Origin of the sequence: Nocardia sp. NPDC051756 (assembly GCF_040681495.1) — a bacterium.
In the GTDB taxonomy this organism is placed as follows: Bacteria; Actinomycetota; Actinomycetes; order Mycobacteriales; family Mycobacteriaceae; genus Nocardia.
Map to the genome: position 1 here is coordinate 130,003 of NZ_JBFAYV010000012.1, position 23,392 is coordinate 153,394.

Genomic DNA, 23,392 nt, shown 5'->3' on the forward strand with positions numbered 1-23,392 from the left:
TATCGTCGGAGATATGACCACTTGGAGCGAATTCACCGCAGAAGCACCGCGCATCTCCGACCTGTTCGTGCGCAGGCACACCGCCACCGGCAACCTGTGCATGCTCGGCACCCTCCGCTCGGACGGGTTCCCGCGGATCAGTCCGGTGGAACCGCGGTTCTTCGAGGACATGCTGGTGCTCTCGGGCATGCCGGGCACGACCAAGTTCCGCGATCTGGCGCGCGATCCGCGGTTCTGCCTGCACACCGCGACCATCGACACGAAGGTCAGCGACGGTGACGCGAAACTGTTCGGCACCGTCGTCGACCTGCCGGACAAGGACGTGCATGTCCGGTTCGCACAGCAACTGTTCGATGACACGGGGTTCGATATTCGCGGGCAGGAGTTCGACCACTTCTACGTCGCGGACTTGAGTAGCGCGTCGACCGTCGAGGTCGTCGACGACCATCTCGACATCACCATCTGGAAGCCGGGTCAGGGCGAACGGGTCGTGCGCAAGCACTGAGGTTTCAGCGCTGCGGTGTGAGCTGAGCGGCGATCGCCGCCGGGACCGGGACGCCGCGTTTGCGCACCTCGTGCTGAAACCGTTGCACCAGTGGGTCGTTCGGCGTGCTGGTCAGGCAGACGACGTCGCGGAAGATCGGCGGGCGCAGGCTGCGGACGACGCCGGGGAAGCTCGCGGACAGCGCGGAGGTCGGCACGAGCGCGGTACCGAGACCGGCGGCGGCGAGTTGCGCCGCGGTGTTCGCCTGCTTGGTGCGGGTCGCGGCGGTGAGGGTGACGCCGCGGTCGGCGGCGATGTCGTCCAGCCAGGCGCCGAGTCCGTTGTCCGGGTGATAGTGCACCACCGGTTCGGCGGCAATGTCGTTGAGGGTCAACGGTTTCGCGGTATCCGCTGCGGCGCGGGCGGCGACGATCTCCTCGCGACCGATCACCTCCAGGTGGCCGTCCCATCGGGTTGGTCGCGGTCCGAGACCGAGATCCGCGGCGCCCGCCCGCACCAGCTCCGAAAGTGCGTCGGCACTGGACATTTCGTTCAGCATGACGTGCACGTCAGGATGCCGCCGCCACCATCCGCGCAATACCGGCGCGAGCAGCCCCGCGGTCATGCTCTCGGCGCAGGCGATGCGCAACTGCCCCTGCGCGCCGGCCGCCACGGCCCGCCCGGTGGTCACCACTCGCTCGGCCGCCGCCAGCGCTGCCCGCGCATCCACCACGATCGCCCGCCCCGCCGCCGTCGCCCGCACCCCGCGCGGCAACCGCTCCACCACGGGGGTGCCGATCTCCCGCTCCAGCGCGGCGAGCTGATGCGACAGCGCAGGCTGCGACATGTGCAGGCGCGCGGCCGCCTCGGTCACCGATCCGTAGTCGAGCACGGCTACGAGACATTCGAGCGCGCGCAGTGTTGCCATTCGCAAATTCTATCGGACAGCCAGAAACAATCGATATGACGACGGGATTGCTCCGTCGAACGACCGCGTTGGAACTCGGTGTAGGTCAACCACAACCGAGGAGACAGCAATGACAGGCTCGATGGACGGCAAGAAACTGGTCCTCATCGGCGGCAGTTCCGGTATCGGACGGCAGATCGCCGCCGACGCGATCGACGCGGGCGCGACGGTTGTCCTGGCGGGGCGCAACCCGGGAACGTTCGTCGATCTCGGCGACCGCGCGAGCAATGCGGCCGTCGATCTGGGCGACGAGGAATCCATCGCGCGGCTGGCCGAGGAGGTAGGGGAGATCGACTACCTGGTGTCCGTCGCCGCCGCGCACGCCAACGGACCGGTGGCCGGCCTGGACCGGGCCGCGGTGACGCGGGCGTTCGACGCCAAGGTGATCGGACCGATCCTGCTGGCCAAGCACTTCGCCCCGTACATCCGCGAAGGCGGTGCGGTACTGCTGTTCTCCGGATTCGCGGCGTGGCGGCCCGCACCCGAACGCGCCGTGATGGCGACGACCAACGGTGCGGTGAGCTTCCTCGCCCAGGCTCTCGCGGTGGAACTCGCACCGATCCGGGTCAACGCGCTGTCACCCGGCATCATCGACTCGGGTGTGTGGGATGGCTTGGGGGAGAACAAGAACGACTTCTTCGCCGGGATCGCCGCGGCCAATCCCGCACGCCGCGTCGGCAATCCGGCCGACATCTCGGCAGCTGCCTTGCTCACGCTGACCAATCCGTTCGTGACCGGCACGACGCTGCATGTCGACGGTGGCGGCCGACTGGCGTGAAATCTGTTCGGCGCGAGGCTTATTCCGCGTGCGGCAACCGATCGAGTATTTCGGTCGCCAATTGCTGGGGATCGATGCCGAGCGCTTGCAGCGCGGGATGAACGACCTCGTCCTCCTGCGCGAGGAGCCCGAGCAGCAAATGCCCGGTATCGACCCCGCTGCCGCTGGATTTTCGCGCTTCGATGTTGGCGCGGGCCAATGCCTGCTGCGCTTTGGTCGTGAAGTGCGGGGTGATCGAGGGCGCGGCCTGATAGGTCGCGCCGACGCGCAGCGCCCGCCGCAGTTTCTCGTGCGTCAGGCCGAGCGCGGTGACGGCGGTCCCGACCGGTGTCTCGGGATCGTCGGCGGCGGTGCTGGTCAACGCGAGCAACAGGTCGCTCGGTTCGATGTGCACGTGGTTGAGCGCCTGGGCTTCGCGCAGGCTGTTCTCCAGCGCTTTTCGGGCCTGCTTGGTGAACGGGATGTGCCCGGACATGCTGTGATCCGCGGTGCCGGGCGGCAGCGCGATCTGTACCCTGGCCGTCGTCGGATCGATCCCCAGCTCGGTCAGGGCGCGCGCGGTGGTGGCCGCGGAGCCGATCTCGCAGGCGCGCAGGACGGCGAGCAGCATGTGTTCCGCGCCGATGTAGTCGTGGCCGCGCTCGCGCGCCTCTTCCTGGGTGAGCACGATTACCCGGCGGGCTTGATCGGAGAATCTCTCGAACATAGCGACCCCCTTTCGGCCATCGGCCGCTGATTTCGATGGTAGTCAACAATGCGGAGTTGCTGGTCGATATGCGTTTGTCGGGTGGAGGAAAAGGCGGGCGCGGCCCGGAATTCAGTCGCGTTCGGTGAGCGATTCGCGGCGGCGGGTGAGAAGGGCTCGCTCGGCGGCGTTCTCGGTGTGGGTGAGCGCGGCGTCGAAGGCGGATACGGCTTCCGTTGTGCGGCCGAGGCGTTCGAGGAGGTCGGCTCGAATCGCGTAGTACAGGTAGTAGTTTTCGAGGTCGAGAGCATCGAGCAGCGCGAGCGCGACTGCGGGGCCGTCGACTTCGGCTACGGCGACGGCCCGGTTGAGCGCGACGATCGGGCTCGGTGTCAGCGCGGTCAGTTGGTCGTAGAGTTGCACTATTTGCGGCCAGTCGGTGGCCGCCGCGATCGGGGCGTCGGTGTGCACGGCGTTGATCGCGGCCTGAATTTGATAGGGGCCAGGTTGGTTGCGGCGCAAGCACTCTCGCACGATGGCGTGGCCCTCCGCGATGTGTTCGCGGTCCCAGCGGGTGCGGTCCTGTTCCGGTAGCGGTACGAGCGAACCGTCGGCGGCGGTGCGGGCCGGGCGGCGGGCCTCGGTCAACACCATCAGCGCGAGCAGGCCGGCGGCTTCCGGCTCGTCGGGCATGAGTTCGGTGAGCAGGCGGCCGAGGCGAATTGCCTCGGCGCACAGGTCGGCTCGGACGAGCTGATCACCGGAGGTTGCCGTGTGCCCCTCGGTGAAGATCAGATAGATGACCGCGAGGACGGCCTGCAACCGCGCCGGGAGATCGGCGTCGGCGGGTACGCGGTAGGGGATGCGGGCGTCGCGGATCTTGCCCTTGGCGCGGACAATCCGTTGCGCCATAGTCGATTCCGCGGTCAGGAAGGCGCGGGCGATCTCCGGAGTGGTCAGGCCGCCGAGTAGCCGCAGGGTGAGGGCCACCTGTGCGGTGCGGGCCAGCGCGGGGTGGCAGCAGGTGAAGATCAGCCGCAGTCGGTCGTCGCGCACCGCACCCTCCTCGGCCGGTTCGTCGTCGTCGGCGTGCAGCAGCGCGGCCTGTGCGTAGCGGTCGGCGCGCGAGGCCTCCCGGCGGAGCCGATCGATCGCGCGGTTGCGGGCGGTGGTGATGATCCAGCCGGGCGGGCTCGGCGGCAGCCCGTCCGCCGGCCAGCGCAGCACCGCCGCGGTGAACGCGTCCTGCACCGCGTCTTCGGCGATTCCGATGTCGCCGAAGACGCGGATCAGGCTGGCGACCGCGCGGCCGTAGTGCTCGGTGAACACCGCTTCGATGACCGCGGCGGTCACGGGTTCGGCCATCTAGCTGTCCCGGAGCGGCCGGACCTCGATCGGCAGCGTGATCGCCGCGGCCAGCCGGCGACCCCACTCCAGGGCCTCGTCCAGATCGGCGGCCTGGATGATGGTGAATCCGCCGATATGTTCCTTTCCCTCGACGTACGGTCCGTCGGTGATCAGCACGTCATCGCCCTTGGCGTGCAACACGGTTGCGGTGCTCGGGGCGTGCAGTCCGGCGGCGAACACCCAGGCGCCCGCGGCGCGCAGGTCGGCGTTGACGGCATCGAGATCGCGAATGATCTCGTCGATATTGTCCGGCACGCCCTCGCCGTCGGGCTGATTGATGCTGAGCAGGTATTGCGGCATCGTGGTCCTCCTCATCCGCGCTGGTAAGTGGCGATGATGACGCCCGTTGTCGTCGGTTTCGACGTGACGAGCCGCAGGTCGCCCAGTTCGACGCCGTCGAAGAGACGACGGCCGGCGCCGACCACGGTCGGGCTGATCAGCAACACGTACTCGTCGACCAGATCGCGCCGCATCAACGATTGCAGCAGATCGCCGCTGCCGAGCAGCACCAGATCGAGTTCGCGGCGCAGTTCGGCAATCGCGGTGACGGCGTCGCCGGGCAGCAACGTGGAGTTCTGCCACGGCAGTGGCTCGGTCAGCGTGCGCGACGCGACGTACTTCTGCGTCTTGTCGAGCACCCCGGTGAACGGATTATCGGTCTGATACGGCCAGAACCCCGCGAAGTCCTCGTACGTCCGCCGCCCGAACACCAACGCCCCCTCATGCCCCGCCATGTGCTCACCCATCACCCTGCCCTGCACCGAATCACTGAACCGATGCGCCCACCCACCCAACCCGAACCCATCTCTAGTGTCCTCATCGGCCCGCCCCGGCCCCTGCATGACCCCGTCCAACGTCACATGCTCGAACGCAGTAATCCTGCCCATCCCAGCTCCTTCGATAAGACCGACCCATAGCCGGCGTCACCGACTACACGAACGGCTCCCCACCACATCGACACCGCTTCCGAAATTTCTCCCCGCGAATCTCTAGCCACACCCTCCCCTCAAACGGGACACGAGCGCATCGCCTCGCACCCTTCATCCCGGTATGTCTCGGCCAGGCCAGAATCAGCCCAGGTGACCGGCTGAGCGGGACATCAGCGTCTCCGCTGCCGACACCGTCCTCCTCGACGAAACTTAGAAACCACCGCCAAGAAACTCCTATCGCAGCAGCCCGGCTGAATCTCCATTCAGTGGCACACCATGGCGGGACCTTCTCGCGTTTTGCCGCCACCATGTGCCACTGAATGGGGATTCGCCGGAGAGGCGCGACGTTTGACTCGGCCATGTCCCCGCTCGTCGGCGGGAGATCCGGTGGCGTATGACCTGGTCGCCGCGCAGTGAATCCCCGCGCGCAGTTGCGGACCGGTAAATTCCGGGGAGGTCAGGCGGGGTCGGTGAGGGCTTGGATTTCGGTGTAGGGCGGGGCCGCGACCGGGATCGGGTTGTCTTGGCGGACTGCGCGGGCGGTGTCGAGGGCTGTGGTCAGGGCGGCTCGGTAGAGGAGGGAGCCGGTGCTTACTCGGCGGACGCCCAGGGTGGCGAGGGTGGCGATGGCGGGGCCGGTGGGGGAGTAGAGGATGTTTATGGGGAGCGGGATTGTGGTGACTAGTTGGGTGATGCCCTCGGGATCGGTGAGGCCGGGGACGAAGATGCCGTCGGCGCCTGCGGCGGTGTAGCGCTCGGCGCGGTCGAGGGTGCGGGCGATGTCGTCTTTCACCCAGTAGGTGTCGACTCGGGCGTTGATGAACAGGTCCGGCACGCGTTGTTTGATCGCGGTGATCAGGGTGGCTTGGTGTTCCGGGTCGGCGAGGGTGCTTTCCGCGCGGCCGTCCTCCAGGTTGATGCCGGCGATCCCCAGGTCCGCGAGTTGCGCGGCGTATTCGGCTACGGCAGTGGGGTTTTCGCTGAAGCCGCCCTCGATGTCGACGGTGACCGGCACGGGCAGGCGGGCGAGCAGCGTGGCCAGCGCGAGGGTCGCCGCACTGGTTACGCCGGTGCCGTCCGGCAGGCCCGCCGCCACGGCGACGCCGAGGCTGGTGGTGCCGATCGCCGGAAAGCCTTCGGCCGCAAGCAATGCCGCGGAGCCGTAGTCCCACGCGTTCGGCAGGACCAGCGGTTGGTCGCCGTGATGGAGTTCGTGGAAGAGCTTCGTCTTGTTCATTCGGACCCCTCGATGATTCCGGTGGCGATGGCGATGGCGTGTGCTCGGCCGGGGCAGGCGTGCGGGCCTGCGCCGAAACCTAATCCAGGGTGGCGCATGTCGAGCTCGACGACCTCGCCGTCGACGACTCTTCTGGTCGAGCGCAGTGGTGGGTTCTCGTTCATGGTTCGCTCGATGAGCTGTTCGGCCGTACCCGGTGCGTCCAACTGCCGAGCGTTGGCGACCAACGCGCTGGTCGCCGCGCAGGCCTGAACCAGCAGGCAGATTCGAGCCGCGGTGGCGTCATCGGCGACACCCCCGCAGGCCGCGACCAATTCGACGACGGCGTCGTCGGCGGCGGGGTTGTCCGGCTCGAACGGTTGATAGTGCGCGGCCACCAAACCAACGGTTTCGACGGAAATATCTTGCAGTCCAAGAGCTTCCGCTAGCGCACGGACGTGCGGCAGTGGCCCCTCAGCTGCCCGCGCGCGCTCACGGAGGTCGGCCGGAGAGAGCCGGTCGAGTTCCTCGGTGACCAACGCGCGCAAACGCTGATGCTCGGAACCGGTACTGAAGCGCGGCACATGCGCGCGCAACCAGGCGATGCCGACCGGCGCGTCCACCGCGGGCACGGCGGGTACCGGTGCGTCGATCAAGGTGGCGCGTACCTGATCGGGGTCGGTGATCAGCGGAACTGTCCGATTCATGCGGTGACCGTAACTCCGGGTCGTTTCGGTGGCCGCCGAAACGTCGGCGCACCATCATGGGGTGGTGTCATCCAGAGGAGCCGAGTTGGCCGGCCTGGCCGCGTTGCTCGCCGACCGCACCCGCGCCGACATGTGCCTCGCGCTGGTCGACGGCCGCGCGTGGACCGCGGGTGCGCTGGCCCGCCACGCCGGCGTGGCCGCGTCGACCGCCACCGAACATCTCAACCGCCTGCTCGACGGCGGGCTGCTCGTCGAACGCAGGCAGGGCCGGCACCGCTACGTGCAACTCGCGGGCCCGCAGGTGGCCGAGCTGCTGGAGTCCATGGTCACCCACCTCGACCCGCCCCGCCCGGTCGTGACCAACCTCCGAACCGCCACTGTCGCCGCGGCTTTGGCGCGCGGCCGCACCTGTTACGACCACCTGGCCGGTCGCCTCGGCGTCGCGATCACCGACGCCATGACCACCCGCTCCCTGCTCGATCAGGACGGCGGTTTCGCGCTCACCGAAGCCGGTATGTCCTGGCTGACCGGACCGCTGGGCGTCCGACCCGCCGACTTACACGCCACCCGCCGCCCCCTCGCCCGCGCCTGCCTGGACTGGACCGAACGCCGCACCCACCTCGGCGGCACCGCCGGCGCTCACCTCTGCCGCCGCCTGCACGAACTCGACTGGATCACCCGCGTCGGCACCGGCCGCGCCATCCGCGTCACCCCGAAAGGCGCGTCCGGCCTGCACACCCTGCTGGGCATCGAACCGTCCGCCCTCGAACTCGGCCCTACGCCGGATCCCGCAACTGCCGAAGCCGATACGCAACCCGCGAGATGATCCCCGCCATCATCCGAGCCGCCGATTCCAACCGCTCCAGCAACTCGGCCAACTCCTCCTCGGTGGCCCGCGAAACGTCCAGCCCGCGCAGCGCCGTCACCGCACGCTCCAGCGCGCTGACCTGCTCCTCAAAGGCTCCGTTCGAACGCATGTTCTAATGATAGCGCATCCCCGCCGAACGGTCATTGAGCGGTGGCGATGATGGTGATATCGCTGGTGGTGACGTTCCCGTCGTTGAAACCGGTGCCGGAGGGCCGGGTCAGCGCTCTGCCGGGCAGGTAGTACACGTCGTGCACTCCGTTGGGCGCCATTCCGTCGAACTGGGCCAGTTTTTCGTTGAGTTTGTTCTGTAGCGCCACGGCGCCGTCGCGCACCCGCCAGACGAATCTGTCGCGGATGTTTTCGTGCAGAGCGCCGCCGTCGACGTACCACCAGTACTGCGGAACGTGCGCCCGCACGCCCGTGCCGCTGGGGTACAGATAGATCCAGTACTCCATCCAGATGTGGTAGTCGGTGTACGGCCAAGGCACGAGCGCCATGAGGTCCTGATGGACCTTGAGATACGGCAGCTTCGGGTCGAGCCAGGTGTAGCGCGGGTCGGTGGGAAACATCTCCCAGGTGAGAACCGGGTCGACGTCTCGGCGAATGGAGTCACCTTTGATCTCGTCGATCATGGTGATCCAATCCCTGAAGAACAGGTCCCGATAACTCAACCTGAGCTCGTTCTCTCCGTCCCGGGACGTGGCGACCAGCATATAACTGCGCACGGGTCCCCAGCCGCCCGTCACATTGATATAGCCCTTCCCCTTGAGCGTGTACCACGCCTGGTAGACGTTGTCGTATTGGTCACCGGTGAAGAAGATCTGGCAGACATCCTGGATCGACGAGTCGAACAGTTTCACGGATTTGATCTGCTCGTAAAAGCCGCCTTCCTGGAGGTCGTGGCTGTTCTGGTGGCCATAGCGGTCACCCTGCGCGAGATAGCCGTAGCTGGACTCGCCGGTCTGGTTGGGGCCCTTGTAGTTGACGGTGGTTGCCTGGACGGTCATCGGTCAGTCCTCCTCTGGTCGGCCGGCGGCGCTGAGCTGCATGATCTGTTGCACGACGTCGCCGGTCAGTCGCTCGGTGATCAGGGCGGAGATCTCCGGGTCGCGGCCCAGTTCGGTCAGCAGGGCGTGCGTTTCCAGCAGCGTTGTCTGATCGGGGCGGGCCAGGGCCCGTGCGATGACCTCGTCCACGAGTGCTCCGGCGTCATTCCGGAATCCATTGGCTTTCTCTTGAAGCCAGGACGCGGCGGCGTCACGATGCACCGCCAGTACAGGTTCCGACCGGACGGTCCCGGCCTGCCGTCGGGCGAATTCCGCCGCTTCGGCGGGCCAGTCAGGCCCTGGCAAGATTTCACCGCGGCCGACGCCGTTCGCCGGGGGCGTGCCAGTCCGGTTGTCGTTATCGTTGGAAGGATTTTCGTTAGGCATGAATGTCTCCTCAGGAGTCGGTCTGCCGTTTGTGATATTCACGCGAAGCATCCGCGACGAAAAGGATTGCAATAGGCGATTTCCAACCTAACGACGATGACCGCGACGTCATATGAATTGGTCCGCTGGATGAACCGGCACCCATGGAGGGGCGCTTCTCTGATTTCGAATACGGTCGACGCCCGCCACCGGTGACGATCGTGGTGGTTTGTCACATCGGCTGCGACGAGGCGGCGAATCTGTCACTGTCAGTGATGTCCGCCGATGAGTTTCGAGCGCGTGGGAGGTCTGTCCAGTCATGAGGAAACTGATCTACGGGTTCAGCGTGTCCCTGGACGGCTACATCAACGACCGCGAGGGCAGCATCGACTGGTCCGATCCGGATGACGAACTGCACCAGTTCCACAACGATCGCTACCGCGTGATCGAGATCTCGCTGCATGGCCGTCGCCTGTACGAACTGATGGCCGAGTACTGGCCGCATGTGCCTGCGGACGCGCCGCCGATCCAGCGTGAGTTCGCCGGGCTCTGGACGGAGAAGCCGAAGGTCGTGTTCTCCCGGACGCTCACCGAAGTGCATTGGAACAGCACGCTGGTCAGCGAGAACGCGGTCGAGGAGGTGCGCAGGCTCAAGGCCGGCGGAGACGGCGTCCTGGAGGTCGGCGGCGCGAGCCTCGCGGCCGCGCTGTTGCCGCACGGGCTCATCGACGAATACCAGATGTTCGTCATGCCCGTAGTGCTCGGCGGCGGCACCCCGTTCTTCCCGTCGCTGGACCAGCGCATCCGGCTCCGACTGGCCGAGACGAAGCACTTCAACTCCGCGACAATGCTGCGCTATCTCGTCGAATGAGGTACGTGCCCACCCCGTGCGGTGAAAATGCCTCTGACGCAGGGTGATCCGGTCAGCCGAAGGTCATGATCGCGGCGGAGCGGGATTTGGCGGCGTACTCGAAGAAGCGGGTCAGTTCGGTGTAGTGGAGGCGGAGGTAGCCGAGGCCTAGGTCGTCGCCGTCGCGGACCCAGATGGTCGGGTAGACGTCGGAGTCGTCCATGTCTTCGGCGTCGAAGTGTTCGGCCAGTTCGGTGAACGGGGTAGCGCGGAGTTGCTCGGCGGTGGCGCTGACCAAGCCGGCGGTCCAGGCGTAGAGCATGCGGTCCTCGTCGATCAGCTCGCCGTCGGCGAACAGGTCGACGCCGATGCGGGCGTGTTCGAACAGGTACTCGAGGCCGCCCCAGGCCTTGTCGATGTAGCCGCTGGGTTCCTTCCTGGTGCGCTCGCGGGCGTCGATGATGTCGGTCGCGTCGTGTGGGGCGGCCTTGATTCGCGCCAGCTCCGCGCTCGTCACCCGCGTGAACGAGACCACCATGCCCATCTGCCAACCCCGATCGCCGTCTCGTGCAGTGCCTTTCGGTGCAGGGTAGCGGTGCGGTCCGACAGGCCACCGCCGCCACCGCGCGGGCGCATCTCGTCCCCGGCGACAATCGGCTTCCCGGCAATCTTGTTCCGCGCACCCATATGCTCGGCGACATCGGGATGCGACGATTTCGGCGAGGCAGTTCCGCCCAATCGGAAGGTCGGCGTATCCCGATGTTCACCTTTTCCAGCAGCGACCGCATCCTCATTCACGTGCAGGAATGGCTGCCCGCCGACCGCGCGCCGATCGGCGTCGTCCAGATCGCGCACGGGATGGGCGAATACGCCGCCCGCTACGGCCATCTGGCCGAAAAGCTCGCCGGCCGTGGATATGCCGTCTACGCCGACGATCACCGCGGCCACGGCCACAGCATCACCGGTCAGCCGGGCGAACTCGGCAGCGACGGCTGGAACCTGCTCGTCGAGGATCTCGTCACGCTGACAAAGCTGTTGCGCGCCAAGCACTCCGGCCTCCCGGTCGTGCTGTTCGGTCACAGCCTCGGCTCCTTCGCGGTTCAGCAATATATCCTCGATCACGCGGATCTGATCGACGACGTCGTCCTGTGCGGCACCACCTCGGTCGACCAGCTCTTCGTCATGATCGCCGAGTCCGGCACGGATCTGCTGGGGCTGTTCAACGCTCGCTTCCAGCCCACGCGCACCACCGCCGACTGGCTCAGCCGCGACGAGGATCAGGTCGACGCCTACCTGGCCCATCCCTGGTGTGGTTTCGAGATCGACGCCGCGAACATGGCGTCGCTGGCCACGGTGGCCGCCGAACGTCTGGCGAAACCGGTCACCGTCCCCGCCGATCTACCCCTGTACGTGATGGTCGGCGACGCGGACCCGCTCAACGACGAACTACGCCTGAGCGAACTCCTGCTGACCCGCTACCGCGCGGCCGGCCTTACCGACCTCACCTATCGGGTCTATGCGGGCGCTCGCCACGAGATCCTCAACGAGACCAACCGTGACCAGGTCGAAGACGACCTGATCGCCTGGATCACCCGCCCCGCTACGTAGCATCGGGGCGGTCGCACCACCCCACGTGGTGAATGAGCTTGCATGGTCGTGCATAATCATCACATGGTTGATTCGGTGCACGCGCCGGAGCCGGGCGGGCCTGCGTTGCGGGTTGCGGTGGCCGGGGCGAGTGGGTACGCGGGCGGGGAAGTGTTGCGGCTGCTGCTGGGGCATCCGGCGTATCGAGCCGGGCGCCTCGAGATCGGGGCGCTGACCGCGGGGGCGAACGCCGGGAGCCTGCTGGGGGAGTTGCAGCCGCATCTGCTGCCCCTCGCCGATCGAGTGCTCGCGCCGACCGGCATCGAGGAACTGGCCGGGCACGATGTGGTGTTCCTCGGGCTGCCGCACGGGCAGTCCGCGGCGATCGCGCGGCAGCTGCCCGAGTCGACCGTGATCATCGATTGCGGCGCCGACTTCCGGCTGACCGATGCCGCGGCGTGGGAGAAGTACTACGGGAGCAAGCACGCGGGCAGCTGGCCGTACGGCCTGCCCGAGCTGCCCGGCGGACGGGACCGGCTGCGCGGCGCGAGCCGGATCGCGGTCCCCGGCTGCTACCCGACCGTGGCCAGCCTCGCGCTCGCGCCCGCCATCGCGGCGGGCATCATCGAACCGCGGGTGAATGTCGTTGCGGTGAGCGGAACCTCGGGGGCCGGCCGCAAGCTCGATGTCGGGCTGCTCGGTTCCGAGGTGATGGGTTCGGCGCGGGCCTACGGCATCGCGGGCGCGCACCGGCACACCCCGGAGATCACCCAGAACCTGTCCGCGGCAGGCGGTGTCGACGTCGCCGTGTCGTTCACGCCGGTGCTCGCGCCGATGCCGCGCGGCATCCTGGCGACCTGCACGGCGCCGACCACCGTGGATGCCGCGCAAGCGCGCGCGGTCTATGAAAAGGCTTACGCCGAAGAACCCTTCGTGCACCTGCTGCCGGAAGGTGTACTGCCGCAGACCGGTTCGGTGCTCGGCTCCAACGCCGTCACCTTGCAGGTGGCGGTGGACGCCGACGCGGGCCTGCTCGTGGTGATCGGCGCGATCGACAACTTGACCAAGGGCACCGCGGGCGCCGCGGTGCAATCCATGAACCTGGCCGTCGGATTCGACGAGACCGCAGGACTTTCCACCGTAGGAGTGGCACCGTGACGACATCCGCATCGATCGAAACCGGCAAGCTGGTGCGGAACCAGGGCGTGACCGGCCCGCTCGGTTTCCGTGCGGCCGGTATCGCCGCAGGCATCAAGGCGAGCGGAAAGCCGGACCTGGCCCTGGTTTTCAACGAGGGCCCGGAATACGCGGCCGCGGGCGTGTTCACCCGTAACCAGGTGAAGGCCGCCCCGGTGCTGTGGTCACAGCAGGTGCTCTCCGGCGGCCGCCTGCGTGCGGTGATCCTCAACTCGGGCGGCGCGAACGCGTGTACCGGCCCGGGCGGCTTCCAGGACACGCACAAGACCGCCGAGGAACTCGCTGCCGCACTGAGCAATTGGGGTTCCGAGACCGGCGCCGGCGAAATCGCCGTCTGCTCCACCGGTCTGATCGGCGACCGGCTGCCGATGGACAAGCTGCTGCCCGCGATCACCGAGATCGTGCACGAAATGGGCGGCGGCCTGTCCGGCGGCCTGGACGCGGCGCACGCCATCATGACTACCGACACGGTGCCGAAGGAGGCCGCCTTCCATCACCGGGACAAGTGGAACGTCGGCGGCATGGCCAAGGGCGCGGGCATGCTCGCCCCCTCGCTGGCGACCATGCTCGTGGTGCTGACCACCGACGCCGCCGTCACCGCCGAGCAACTGGATCAGGCGCTGCGCAACGCAACCGGGCGCACCTTCGATCGCCTCGATGTCGATGGTTCTTGCTCCACCAACGACACCGTGCTGCTGCTCGCCAACGGCGCGAGCGAGGTCACCCCGAGCCAGGCCGACCTCGACGCCGCCGTGCTCGCAGTCTGCGACGACCTTGCCGCGCAACTGATGTCGGACGCCGAGGGTGTCACCAAGCGGGTGCTGGTGACCGTCGCCGGTGCGGTCAGCGAGGAAGAGGCGGTCGCCGCCGCCCGCACCGTCGCCCGCGACAGCCTGGTCAAGACCGCGCTTTTCGGCTCCGACCCGAACTGGGGCCGGGTGCTCGCCGCGGTCGGCATGGCCCCGATCACCCTCGATCCGAATCGGATCTCGGTGTCGTTCAACGGAAGTCCGGTCTGCATCGACGGCGTCGGCGCACCGGGCGCCCGCGACGTCGACCTGTCCGGGATGGACATCGAGGTGCGCATCGACCTGAATGTCGGTGACGGGCAGGCGACTATCCGCACCACCGACCTCTCCCACGGTTACGTCGAAGAGAATTCGGCCTACAGCTCATGACCGGCCAACTCCACCACGACCTTTCGGCGCTGGACAAGGCGCACGTCCTGGCCGACGCGCTGCCCTGGTTGCAGAAGTTCCGGGACAAGATCGTGGTGGTGAAGTTCGGCGGCAACGCCATGGTCGATCCGGAACTGGAACGTGCCTTCGCCGCCGACATGGCCTTCCTGCGCACGGTCGGTGTGCACCCGGTGGTGGTGCACGGCGGCGGCCCGCAGATCAGCGCGATGCTGAAAAAGCTCGGCCTGGAAGGGGAATTCCGCGGCGGCTTCCGGGTGACCACCCCGGAGGTGATGGATGTCGTGCGGATGGTGCTGTTCGGTCAGGTCGGGCGCGAGCTGGTCGGGCTGATCAACGCGCACGGCCCGTACGCGGTCGGCATCTCCGGCGAGGACGCGAACCTGTTCACCGCGACCCGCCGCACCGTCGAGGTGGACGGCGTGCCGACCGATATCGGCCTGGTCGGCGACGTCACCTCGGTCAACCCGGACGCGGTGCTCGACCTGATCGACGCGGGCCGCATCCCGGTGGTCTCCACCATCGCGCCGGACGCGGACGGCGTGGTGCACAACATCAACGCCGACACCGCGGCCGCCGCGCTCGCCCAGGGCATCGGCGCCGAAAAACTGGTGGTGCTGACCGATGTCGAGGGCCTCTACACCGACTGGCCCGACCGCACCTCGCTGATCACCCGCATCGATACCTCGGCGCTGGCCGAGTTGCTGCCCCGCCTGGATGCGGGCATGGTGCCCAAGATGGAGGCCTGCCTGCGCGCCGTGCAAGGAGGGGTGCCGACCGCGCACGTCATCGACGGTCGCGTGCCGCACGCCATGCTGCTGGAACTGTTCACCGGAGAAGGAATCGGAACGATGGTGACGAAAGAATGAGCACAGACCAAGACCTCCAGACGCGGTGGACCGCCGCGATGATGAACAACTACGGCACCCCGAAGCTCGCGCTGGTGCGCGGCGCCGGCGCGGTGGTCTACGACGCGGACGGCAACCGCTACGTCGACTTCCTCGGCGGCATCGCGGTCAACAGCCTCGGCCACGCGCACCCGGCCATCCTGGCCGCGGTTACCGAGCAGCTCGGCACGCTCGGGCACACCTCGAATCTCTACATCAACCAGCCGACCGTCGAGCTGGCCGAGCGGCTGCTCGCGCACTTCGGCGACGGTTCCTCCGACGCGGGGCACAGCGGCCGCGCGTTCTTCTGCAACTCGGGCACCGAGGCCAACGAGGCCGCGTTCAAGATCGCGCGGCTGACCGGGCGGCGCAAAATCGTCGCCTGCGAGGAGGCGTTCCACGGCCGGACCATGGGCGCGCTCGCGCTCACCGGGCAGGCGGCCAAGCGCACGCCGTTCGAGCCGATGCCGGCCGGCGTCGTGCACGTGCCCTACGGTGACGCCGCGGCGCTGGAAGCCGTGGTCGACGAGGACACCGCCGCGGTGTTCCTGGAGCCGATGATGGGCGAGAGCGGCGTCGTCGTGCCGCCGATCGACTACCTGGCCAAGGCCCGCGAGATCACCAGCAGACACGGCGCGCTGCTGATCCTGGACGAGGTGCAGACCGGCATCGGCCGGACCGGAAAGTTCTACGCGCACCAGGCCGTCGGCATCGTGCCCGACGTGATCACCCTGGCCAAGGGCCTCGGCGGCGGGCTGCCGATCGGCGCGGTGCTGGCCACCGGCCGGGCCGCCGAACTGCTCACCCCGGGCCTGCACGGCACCACCTTCGGCGGCAACCCGGTCTGCGCGGCGGCCGCGCTCGCGGTGCTGCGCACCATCGACGACGAGGGTCTGCTGGCCTATGTCGAGTCGGTCGGCAAGCGGCTCGCCGACGGCATCGAACTGCTGGAGCATCCGCTGATCGAGCACGTGCGCGGGGCCGGACTGCTGCTCGGCATCGTGCTCACCGACGATGTGTCCGTGCAGGTCGAGGCCCGCGCCCGGGCCGCCGGATACCTGGTCAACCCGGCCAAGCCCAACGTGATTCGGCTCGCACCGCCGCTGATCCTCACCGAAACCCAGGCCGACAATTTCGTCGCCGATCTGCCGGAAATTCTGGACGCGGCGACCCAAGATGCGAAGGAGGCTGCGGCGCAATGACTTCAGCACAGCACGCGGTACGGCACTTCCTCCGCGACGACGATGTGAGCCCGGCCGAGCAGGCCGAAATCCTCACCCTCGCGGCCGAACTCAAGCAGGCGCCGTTCTCTCAGCGTCCGCTGGAAGGGCCGCGCGGCGTCGGGGTGATCTTCGAGAAGAACTCCACCCGCACCCGGTTCTCCTTCGAGGTGGGCATCGCCCAGCTCGGCGGGCACGCGGTGGTGGTGGACGGGCGTGACACCCAGCTCGGCCGCGAGGAGACCCTCGGCGACACCGGAACGGTGCTGTCGCGCTACGTCGACGCCATCGTGTGGCGCACCTTCGAGCAGTCCCGGCTCGACGAAATGTCTTTGACCGCAACGGTTCCCGTGGTGAACGCGCTGTCCAACGAGTTCCATCCGTGCCAGGTGCTGGCCGACTTGCAGACGCTGGTCGAGCGCAAGGGGAACCTGGCGGGGCGCAATCTCACCTACTTCGGCGACGGCGCGAACAACATGGCGCACTCGCTCCTACTAGGCGGCGTCACCGCCGGTTTGAACGTAACCATCGCCTCGCCCGCGGGTTTCGAGCCGCTGCCGTGGATTCTGGAGGCCGCCCGCAAGCGCGCCGCCGACACCGGCGCCACCATCACGCTGACCGGTGACCCGATCGCCGCGGCCGACGGCGCGGACGCGCTGGTGACCGACACCTGGACCTCGATGGGGCAGGAAAACGACGGCCTCGACCGGGTCGGCCCGTTCCGTCCGTTTCAGGTGAACGCCGAGCTGCTCGCGCACGCGCAATCGGACGCCGTCGTGCTGCACTGCCTGCCCGCGCATCGCGGCGAGGAGGTCACCGACGAGGTCCTCGATGGTCCGCACAGCGTCGTCTGGGACGAGGCGGAGAATCGGTTGCACGCGCAGAAGGCGCTGCTGGTGTGGTTGCTGGCCAAGCGAAATGGTGGTCTGTCGTGATGGAGTGCGACCGATGTGAGGTGCGATCGTGAGTGAGCGCAGCGAACGAACCATCGACACAGCGTCTACGGGAACGACGGAGCCGAGCGTCAGCGAGGCGCAGTCGTGAGCGTGGCGCATCCGGAACATGGCAAGACCGGACCGGAGATCGCGCGCACCCGCGCCGGTCGGCAGTCCCGCATCGTCGAACTGCTGACCGCGCACGCGGTCCGCAGCCAGACCGAGCTGGCCGCGCTGCTGTCCGCCGAGGGCATCGAGACCACCCAGGCCACGCTCTCGCGTGATCTCGACGAACTCGGCGCGGTGAAGCTGCGCGCCGCCGACGGCGGCGCCGGCGTCTATGTCGTCCCCGAGGACGGCAACCCCATCCGCGGCGTCATCGGCGGCACCGACCGCCTCGCCAAGCTGCTCGGCGATTTACTGGTCTCCACCGACCACAGCGGCAACATCGCGGTCCTGCGCACCCCACCCGGCGCCGCCCACTACCTGGCCAGCGCCTTGGACCGCGCCGCCCTGCCCTACATCGTCGGCACGATCGCGGGCGACGACACCATCGCGGTGATCGCCCGGGAACCCCTCACCGGCGCCGAACTGGCGGCGAAGATCGAGGAGATCGCCTGACCTCAGGTCAGGAGAACGGGTATTGGCCGGTGCCGCCGCCTGGGCCTTTGCCTGGGGTGCCGACGTTGATGATGTCTTGGACGAGGTCGACTACGGCTCGTCCGATGTTGAGGACATCGTTGCCGAGGGTGCTGAAATCTTGCGCGATGAGGTGCAGCATTGCGTCCGTCCTTCTACCCGCCGGAGGATTCCGCTCTTCAGGGTCGCACATGGGGGTGGGCTCGCCAAGGGGGTAATTCGCTTGATGGGCAGTGACTTTCGCGAACGATCGGGGGTTGTGACGGGATTTACCGGACCCCCGTTGTGAATGGGCTTGCATCATCGTGCATAATCATTTGCAGGACATGCGGGCCGCTGCGGCGGGAAGCCGGTCCGTACTTGCGCACACAGGCATCGAAAACAAGGAGCACACAGACCATGTCCGAACGCGTCGTACTCGCCTACTCAGGTGGGCTGGACACCTCCGTGGCGATCAGCTGGATTGCCAAGGAGACCGGTTCCGAGGTGGTGGCCGTGGCCATCGACCTCGGCCAGGGCGGCGAGGACATGAACGTGGTGCGCCAGCGAGCGCTGGACTGCGGCGCGGTCGAGGCCATCGTGGTGGACGCGCGCGACGAGTTCGCCAACGACTACTGCCTGCCGACCATCCAGGCGAACGCCATGTACATGGGCCGCTACCCGCTGGTGTCGGCGATCAGCCGCCCGCTCATCGTCAAGCACCTGGTCGAGGCGGCCAAGTTCCACGGCGCCAGCACGGTCGCGCACGGCTGCACCGGCAAGGGCAACGACCAGGTCCGCTTCGAGGTCGGCATCGGCGCGCTCGCGCCGGACCTGAACGTGATCGCGCCGGTCCGCGACTACGCCTGGACGCGGGAGAAGGCCATCGCCTTCGCCGAGGAGAACTCGCTGCCGATCAACGTGACCAAGAAGTCGCCGTTCTCCATCGACCAGAACGTCTGGGGCCGCGCGGTGGAAACCGGCTTCCTCGAGGACCTCTGGAACGCGCCGACCAAGGACGTCTACGACTACACCGCCGACGCGACGGTCAACTTCGAGGCGCCCGACGAACTGATCATCACCTTCGAGAAGGGCATCCCGGTCGCCATCGACGGCCGCCCGGTCAGCGTGCTCGAGGCGATCGTCGAGCTGAACCACCGGGCCGGCCGCCAGGGCGTCGGCCGCCTCGACATGGTCGAGGATCGGCTCGTCGGCATCAAGAGCCGGGAGATCTACGAGGCGCCCGGCGCCATCGCGCTGATCACCGCGCACCAGGAGCTGGAGGCGGTCACCGTCGAGCGCGAGCTGGGCCGGTACAAGCGGCAGGTCGAGCAGCGCTGGGGCGAGCTGGTCTACGACGGCCTGTGGTTCTCCCCGCTCAAGCGCGCGCTGGACGCGTTCGTCGGCGAAACCCAGGAGCACGTCTCCGGCGAGATCCGGATGGTGCTGCACGGCGGCAACGCGGTGGTCAACGGCCGGCGCTCGGAGCAGTCGCTCTACGACTTCAACCTGGCCACCTACGACGAGGGCGACACCTTCGACCAGTCGCTGGCCAAGGGCTTCGTGCAGATCCACGGCCTGTCCTCCAAGGTCGCCGCGCGCCGGGACCTGAACCAGAAGTAAGCCGCGACGCCCAGCCTCCGAGTGGGCCGCCCGGCAATCGGCGGCCCACTCGGGAAGCAGTCGTAGTCTCAGGGCGGTCGAGGAATCGGCTCGACTCGAAGGGAGCGACGATGCGGACCGAAGACGACAGCTGGGACATCGTGAGCAGCGTGGGCGCGACGGCCCTCGGCGTCGCGGCGCTGCGCGCGGGCGAAAGCCGGCGGACCGACGCGTTGTTCCATGATCCGTACGCCGAACTGATGGTGAGCGCGGTCGGCTCGGCCGCGTGGACGCGACTGAGCCAGAGCGATATCGGTGAGATCGACCAGTCGCTGGTGCGCTCCTACGGCGCGCTCGGCGATCTGCTGGTGGCCCGCACCTGCTACTTCGACGACTATCTCGAGGCGGCGGCCGCCGCGGGCATCCGGCAGATCGTCATCGTCGCGGCCGGGCTCGACGCCAGGGCGTATCGGCTCGACTGGCCCTCCGGCACCACGATTTTCGAGCTGGACCAGCCGAAGGTGTTGCAGTTCAAGGCGTCCGCGCTGGCCGCGCGCAAGCCCGCCGCCGATCGCCGCGAGGTGCCGGTGGACCTGCGCGACGACTGGCCGACGGCCTTGCGCGACAACGGTTTCGACCCCGAGATTCCGACCGGCTGGCTGGTCGAAGGGCTGTTGCGCTACCTCCCGGCGGACGCGCAGGATCGGCTCCTGACCGCCATCGCGGCCCTCAGCGCGCCGGGTAGCCGGGTGGCGCTCAACATGACCCAGGACGACCGGGCGCCGTCGCGGTCCGAACCGGAAGACGGCCGCGACCGGCTGCTCGCCACCCTCGACATCGATCTCGACGTCAACGCGCTCTGGTACCCGATCGAGGGGCGCAGCGACCCCGTCGGCTGGTTCACCGAACAGGGCTGGACGGCGGTGCGCGCCGACCCGGTCGCCGTGCTGACCGAGCGCGGCCGCGAGGTACCCGGCGAAGTCGCCGAACAGATGCGCACCCACCTACTGATGACCGCAACCCGACCCGGAGGAGACAGCACACCATGACGCAGAGCGGCAGCACCAACACGGGGGCGCTCTGGGGCGGGCGCTTCGCGTCCGGACCGGCCGAGGCGATGGCGGCGCTGAGCAAGTCGACCCAGTTCGACTGGGTGCTGGCGCCGTACGACGTGCGCGCGTCCAAAGCCCATGCGCGCGTGCTGCACAAGGCCGGGTTGCTCTCCGAGAGCGACCTGGCGGGCATGCTCGCCGGACTGGATCGGCTTGCCGCGGACGTGGATTCGGGTGCGTTCGCGCCCGCCGACTCCGACGAGGACGTGCACGGCGCGCTGGAACGCGGGCTGATCGAACGGGTCGGCGCCGAACTCGGCGGGCGGCTGCGCGCCGGGCGGTCCCGGAATGATCAGGTGGCCACGCTGTTCCGGATGTGGCTGCGCGACGGCGTGCGCCGGGTCGCGGCCGGTGTGCTCGACGTGGTCGACGCGCTGGTCGCGCAGGCGAGCGCGCATCCGGACGCGGTGATGCCGGGCAAGACGCACCTGCAAGCCGCGCAGCCCGTACTGCTCGCGCACCATCTGCTCGCGCACGCGCATCCGCTGCTGCGCGACATCGACCGGCTGCGTGACTTCGACAAGCGGGCGGCGGTGTCGCCGTACGGTTCCGGCGCGCTGGCCGGTTCGTCGCTCGGGCTCGATCCCGAGGCGATCGCCGCCGAACTGGATTTCGATGCGTCCGCGGCCAATTCGATCGATGCCACCTCCGCGCGCGACTTCGCCGCCGAGGCCGCGTTCGTGCTGGCCATGATCGGCGTCGATCTCAGCCGGATGGCCGAAGAGGTGATCCTCTGGAGCACACCGGAATTCGGTTACATCACGCTCGCGGACGCTTGGTCGACCGGGTCCTCGATCATGCCGCAGAAGAAGAACCCGGATGTTTCCGAACTCACCCGCGGCAAGGCGGGCCGGCTGATCGGCAACCTCACCGGGTTGCTCGCCACGCTGAAGGCGCAGCCACTGGCCTACAACCGGGACCTGCAGGAGGACAAGGAGCCGCTGTTCGACTCGGTCGCGCAGCTGGAGTTGTTGCTGCCTGCCATCGCGGGTCTGGTCGGCACGCTGACCTTCCACACCGACCGGATGGCCGAACTCGCCCCCGCCGGTTTCACGCTCGCGACCGATATCGCCGAATGGCTGGTCCGCCAAGGTGTTCCGTTCCGGGTCGCGCACGAGGCGGCGGGTGCGTGTGTGCGCGCCGCCGAGTCTCGCGGGGTCGGTCTCGATGAACTCACCGACGAGGAGTTCGCCGCCATCGACCCGGCGCTCACGCCGAAGGTCCGCGAGGTCCTCACCGTGCACGGCTCCATCGCCTCCCGCAACGCCCGCGGCGGCACCGCAGGCACCCAGGTCGCGCTCCAACTCAACGAAATCGCCGCCACCACAGCGCAACTCCGCACCTGGCTCGGCTGACCTCCGCGCCCAGATCAGCACTCCCTCTCGGGATACGCACTCGCTCTAGGGCCCTAGAGCGAGTGCAAATCCCGAGAGAGAGTGCGGGTGTGCTGTTCAGCGGGGGAGTAGGTCTGCTATGTGGAGCAGGGGCGCGGCGAGGGATGGGATCGCGTCGGGGTGCTGGAGGCGGCCTGCGCGGTAGGTGAGTAGTTCGTGGCCGCCGAGGCTCCAGTGGGGTATCACGCCGGACAGGTGGGCGTCGATGAGCGGTTTGCCGATGAGCCAGCGGGCGTAGTCGGGTTCGCCGGTGTGGATTCGGTAGCGGGAGTCGAAGTCCGGGTTGCCGGTGGCGGTGGGCTTGTCGCCGAACATCGTGCGGGCGAGCTGCGAGAGCGGGCCGCGGGGGACGACCGCGATCGGCGGATACGGGCGGTCCAGGTGGACGACAACGACGTTGTAGTGGTGCGTCGTGACCTTTTTCGACGGATTGTTGTCCGAGTCGTAGGTGACGCGCGTGGTCTGATACCGGTAGTCCGCCACGGTCACCCACCGGTCGCCCAACCGGCCGGTCATCGCCAGGTCGAGCCGGCCCTTGGTGCCGCCGGGCAGCCTGGCCGTCCAGTTCGCGTAGGCATTCTGCGTGCAGGTCCAGTTGTTGTCTGTCGTCCACTCCCACAGCGCATTCCGGCGTTGATGATCGTTGCGCACGGCTAGCAGGATAATGGCGGCCGGCGCGACGACCGCGAGACCCACACACGCGTAGACACCGAGCTCCACTGGATCCATGACCGATCCCCCCACTCCTTGTCGCCGGTCGTCGAAGCAACGCCTCGATCCCCGAGTACCCCCAGGCCGCTACGCATCCGATAGCGCGCCAACCTCCCATTCTGCGCCACTCGCTACGCTGCCGCCATGACCCTGTTGCTGCTGGCCATTGCCATCGCGTCCGAGGTGACCGCCACCGTCTCGCTGAAGATCTCCGACGGATTCACCAAGGTCATCCCGTCGATCCTGGTCGTGCTCGGCTACGGCAGCGCCTTCTGGTTCCTTTCCCAGGCGCTCAAGCGCGGCATGCAAATCGGTGTCGCCTACGGCATTTGGTCCGCCGTCGGGGTCGCCGCCATCGCGATCATCGGCGCGCTGTTCCTCGACGAACGCCTGACGCTGATCCAAGTGGGCGGTATCGCCCTGGTCATCATCGGCGTACTCGCCCTCGAACTCGGCGGCCAGCATTGATCGAACGGCGCACTTTTTCCACGGTGACGTAACGTCATGCATTACCGTTTGATATGGGGTGCAGGGCAATGGTTCCGGTGAATCCCGATGAGTTTCAGCAGTGAAACTGAGCGATTGCTGATCCACTACCCGATGGGATGGACGTTCGGGTATTGAGTGCAT

Annotated in this window: 28 protein-coding genes and 1 pseudogene; 15 read left to right on the forward strand and 14 right to left on the reverse strand. The window is 67.8% G+C overall.

Annotation, left to right across the window (positions count from 1 at the left end; all coding sequences use genetic code 11):
- Positions 1-13: 13 nt before the first annotated feature.
- A complete protein-coding gene (locus AB0M22_RS39275) occupies positions 14-505 on the forward strand; it encodes a pyridoxamine 5'-phosphate oxidase family protein (RefSeq protein ID WP_364737741.1) in 492 nt (163 codons plus the stop codon).
- Positions 506-509: 4 nt separating this feature from the next.
- Here AB0M22_RS39275 and AB0M22_RS39280 read toward each other — a convergent pair whose 3' ends face one another.
- Complete coding sequence (locus AB0M22_RS39280; RefSeq protein ID WP_364737743.1) at positions 510-1,412, reverse strand: LysR family transcriptional regulator; 903 nt, start codon at positions 1,410-1,412, stop codon at positions 510-512.
- A gap of 109 nt (positions 1,413-1,521) precedes the next feature.
- On the opposite strand from AB0M22_RS39280, the gene AB0M22_RS39285 reads away from it, so the two are divergent.
- A complete protein-coding gene (locus AB0M22_RS39285) occupies positions 1,522-2,229 on the forward strand; it encodes an SDR family oxidoreductase (RefSeq protein WP_364737745.1) in 708 nt (235 codons plus the stop codon).
- Between the two features lie 19 nt (positions 2,230-2,248).
- Here the strand turns inward: AB0M22_RS39285 and AB0M22_RS39290 are convergent, their stop codons facing one another.
- From AB0M22_RS39290 to AB0M22_RS39320, 7 genes and pseudogenes are all read right to left on the reverse strand, one after another.
- Positions 2,249-2,704 carry a Clp protease N-terminal domain-containing protein gene (locus tag AB0M22_RS39290; RefSeq protein WP_364737888.1) on the reverse strand — a complete coding sequence of 152 codons (456 nt, stop codon included), beginning with the start codon at positions 2,702-2,704 and terminating at the stop codon, positions 2,249-2,251.
- Between the two features lie 48 nt (positions 2,705-2,752).
- A pseudogene (locus AB0M22_RS39295) lies at positions 2,753-2,935 on the reverse strand (Clp protease N-terminal domain-containing protein); the annotation flags it as partial.
- A 111-nt stretch (positions 2,936-3,046) separates the two neighbouring features.
- Positions 3,047-4,279, reverse strand: a complete 1,233-nt coding sequence (locus tag AB0M22_RS39300) for an RNA polymerase sigma factor (RefSeq protein WP_364737747.1) — start codon at positions 4,277-4,279, stop codon at positions 3,047-3,049.
- Complete coding sequence (locus AB0M22_RS39305; protein WP_364737749.1) at positions 4,280-4,621, reverse strand: YciI family protein; 342 nt, start codon at positions 4,619-4,621, stop codon at positions 4,280-4,282.
- Positions 4,622-4,632: 11 nt separating this feature from the next.
- Positions 4,633-5,208, reverse strand: a complete 576-nt coding sequence (locus tag AB0M22_RS39310; protein ID WP_364737751.1) for a dihydrofolate reductase family protein — start codon at positions 5,206-5,208, stop codon at positions 4,633-4,635.
- A gap of 499 nt (positions 5,209-5,707) precedes the next feature.
- Positions 5,708-6,487: an isocitrate lyase/phosphoenolpyruvate mutase family protein gene (locus tag AB0M22_RS39315; protein ID WP_364737753.1), complete on the reverse strand. Its 780-nt coding sequence runs from the start codon at positions 6,485-6,487 to the stop codon at positions 5,708-5,710.
- Entirely contained in the window at positions 6,484-7,173 is a 690-nt protein-coding gene (locus AB0M22_RS39320; protein ID WP_364737755.1) for a hypothetical protein, read from the reverse strand. The genes AB0M22_RS39315 and AB0M22_RS39320 overlap by 4 nt, the downstream gene beginning before the upstream one ends.
- Positions 7,174-7,237: 64 nt before the next feature.
- On the opposite strand from AB0M22_RS39320, the gene AB0M22_RS39325 reads away from it, so the two are divergent.
- Positions 7,238-7,999, forward strand: a complete 762-nt coding sequence (locus tag AB0M22_RS39325; protein ID WP_364737757.1) for a winged helix-turn-helix domain-containing protein — start codon at positions 7,238-7,240, stop codon at positions 7,997-7,999.
- Here AB0M22_RS39325 and AB0M22_RS39330 read toward each other — a convergent pair.
- Genes AB0M22_RS39330 through AB0M22_RS39340 form a run of 3 tightly spaced genes read right to left on the reverse strand, consistent with a single transcriptional unit; the run spans position 7,950 to position 9,474 of the window.
- Positions 7,950-8,150 (reverse strand): hypothetical protein, encoded by a 201-nt coding sequence (locus AB0M22_RS39330; RefSeq protein ID WP_364737759.1) that lies wholly within the window; start codon positions 8,148-8,150, stop codon positions 7,950-7,952. The two genes, AB0M22_RS39325 and AB0M22_RS39330, sit on opposite strands and share 50 nt — an antisense overlap.
- A gap of 31 nt (positions 8,151-8,181) precedes the next feature.
- The gene (locus AB0M22_RS39335) at positions 8,182-9,048 is read right to left on the reverse strand and encodes a hypothetical protein (RefSeq protein ID WP_364737761.1); all 867 of its coding nucleotides are present in this window, start codon (positions 9,046-9,048) and stop codon (positions 8,182-8,184) included.
- 3 nt (positions 9,049-9,051) lie between these two features.
- Positions 9,052-9,474 (reverse strand): hypothetical protein, encoded by a 423-nt coding sequence (locus tag AB0M22_RS39340; RefSeq protein WP_364737763.1) that lies wholly within the window; start codon positions 9,472-9,474, stop codon positions 9,052-9,054.
- A gap of 298 nt (positions 9,475-9,772) precedes the next feature.
- Here AB0M22_RS39340 and AB0M22_RS39345 point away from each other — a divergent pair, with 298 nt between their 5' ends.
- Positions 9,773-10,324 (forward strand): dihydrofolate reductase family protein, encoded by a 552-nt coding sequence (locus tag AB0M22_RS39345; RefSeq protein ID WP_364737765.1) that lies wholly within the window; start codon positions 9,773-9,775, stop codon positions 10,322-10,324.
- Positions 10,325-10,376: 52 nt separating this feature from the next.
- Here AB0M22_RS39345 and AB0M22_RS39350 read toward each other — a convergent pair whose 3' ends face one another.
- Positions 10,377-10,847, reverse strand: a complete 471-nt coding sequence (locus AB0M22_RS39350) for a YfbM family protein (protein WP_364737767.1) — start codon at positions 10,845-10,847, stop codon at positions 10,377-10,379.
- A 215-nt stretch (positions 10,848-11,062) separates the two neighbouring features.
- On the opposite strand from AB0M22_RS39350, the gene AB0M22_RS39355 reads away from it, so the two are divergent.
- The 7 genes from AB0M22_RS39355 (at position 11,063) to AB0M22_RS39385 (ending at position 17,946) form a co-directional block, all read left to right on the forward strand.
- Positions 11,063-11,911 (forward strand): alpha/beta hydrolase, encoded by an 849-nt coding sequence (locus AB0M22_RS39355; protein ID WP_364737769.1) that lies wholly within the window; start codon positions 11,063-11,065, stop codon positions 11,909-11,911.
- 63 nt (positions 11,912-11,974) lie between these two features.
- Positions 11,975-13,048, forward strand: coding sequence for an N-acetyl-gamma-glutamyl-phosphate reductase (gene argC / locus AB0M22_RS39360; protein ID WP_364737771.1), 1,074 nt, complete (start codon positions 11,975-11,977; stop codon positions 13,046-13,048).
- Positions 13,045-14,265 carry a bifunctional glutamate N-acetyltransferase/amino-acid acetyltransferase ArgJ gene (gene argJ, locus AB0M22_RS39365; RefSeq protein WP_364737773.1) on the forward strand — a complete coding sequence of 407 codons (1,221 nt, stop codon included), beginning with the start codon at positions 13,045-13,047 and terminating at the stop codon, positions 14,263-14,265. Before argC ends, argJ begins: the two co-directional genes overlap by 4 nt.
- Positions 14,262-15,152, forward strand: a complete 891-nt coding sequence (gene argB / locus AB0M22_RS39370; RefSeq protein ID WP_364737775.1) for an acetylglutamate kinase — start codon at positions 14,262-14,264, stop codon at positions 15,150-15,152. The genes argJ and argB overlap by 4 nt, the downstream gene beginning before the upstream one ends.
- A complete protein-coding gene (locus AB0M22_RS39375; RefSeq protein ID WP_364737778.1) occupies positions 15,149-16,372 on the forward strand; it encodes an acetylornithine transaminase in 1,224 nt (407 codons plus the stop codon). The genes argB and AB0M22_RS39375 overlap by 4 nt, the downstream gene beginning before the upstream one ends.
- Positions 16,369-17,325: an ornithine carbamoyltransferase gene (gene argF, locus AB0M22_RS39380; protein WP_364737780.1), complete on the forward strand. Its 957-nt coding sequence runs from the start codon at positions 16,369-16,371 to the stop codon at positions 17,323-17,325. Before AB0M22_RS39375 ends, argF begins: the two co-directional genes overlap by 4 nt.
- Positions 17,326-17,436: 111 nt before the next feature.
- Positions 17,437-17,946 carry an arginine repressor gene (locus AB0M22_RS39385; protein ID WP_364737890.1) on the forward strand — a complete coding sequence of 170 codons (510 nt, stop codon included), beginning with the start codon at positions 17,437-17,439 and terminating at the stop codon, positions 17,944-17,946.
- A gap of 7 nt (positions 17,947-17,953) precedes the next feature.
- On the opposite strand, the gene AB0M22_RS39390 is transcribed toward AB0M22_RS39385, so the two are convergent.
- On the reverse strand, positions 17,954-18,106 hold the full coding sequence (locus AB0M22_RS39390) for a hypothetical protein (RefSeq protein ID WP_364737783.1): 153 nt from the start codon (positions 18,104-18,106) through the stop codon (positions 17,954-17,956).
- A gap of 257 nt (positions 18,107-18,363) precedes the next feature.
- On the opposite strand from AB0M22_RS39390, the gene AB0M22_RS39395 reads away from it, so the two are divergent.
- From AB0M22_RS39395 to argH, 3 genes are all read left to right on the forward strand, one after another.
- Positions 18,364-19,566: an argininosuccinate synthase gene (locus AB0M22_RS39395; protein WP_364737785.1), complete on the forward strand. Its 1,203-nt coding sequence runs from the start codon at positions 18,364-18,366 to the stop codon at positions 19,564-19,566.
- Between the two features lie 110 nt (positions 19,567-19,676).
- Positions 19,677-20,594 (forward strand): class I SAM-dependent methyltransferase, encoded by a 918-nt coding sequence (locus tag AB0M22_RS39400; protein WP_364737787.1) that lies wholly within the window; start codon positions 19,677-19,679, stop codon positions 20,592-20,594.
- A complete protein-coding gene (argH, locus tag AB0M22_RS39405; protein WP_364737789.1) occupies positions 20,591-22,012 on the forward strand; it encodes an argininosuccinate lyase in 1,422 nt (473 codons plus the stop codon). The genes AB0M22_RS39400 and argH overlap by 4 nt, the downstream gene beginning before the upstream one ends.
- 96 nt (positions 22,013-22,108) lie before the next feature.
- On the opposite strand, the gene AB0M22_RS39410 is transcribed toward argH, so the two are convergent.
- Complete coding sequence (locus tag AB0M22_RS39410; RefSeq protein WP_364737792.1) at positions 22,109-22,780, reverse strand: hypothetical protein; 672 nt, start codon at positions 22,778-22,780, stop codon at positions 22,109-22,111.
- 126 nt (positions 22,781-22,906) lie between these two features.
- On the opposite strand from AB0M22_RS39410, the gene AB0M22_RS39415 reads away from it, so the two are divergent.
- Positions 22,907-23,230, forward strand: coding sequence for a multidrug efflux SMR transporter (locus AB0M22_RS39415; RefSeq protein WP_364737794.1), 324 nt, complete (start codon positions 22,907-22,909; stop codon positions 23,228-23,230).
- The last annotated feature ends 162 nt before the right edge of the window (positions 23,231-23,392 follow it).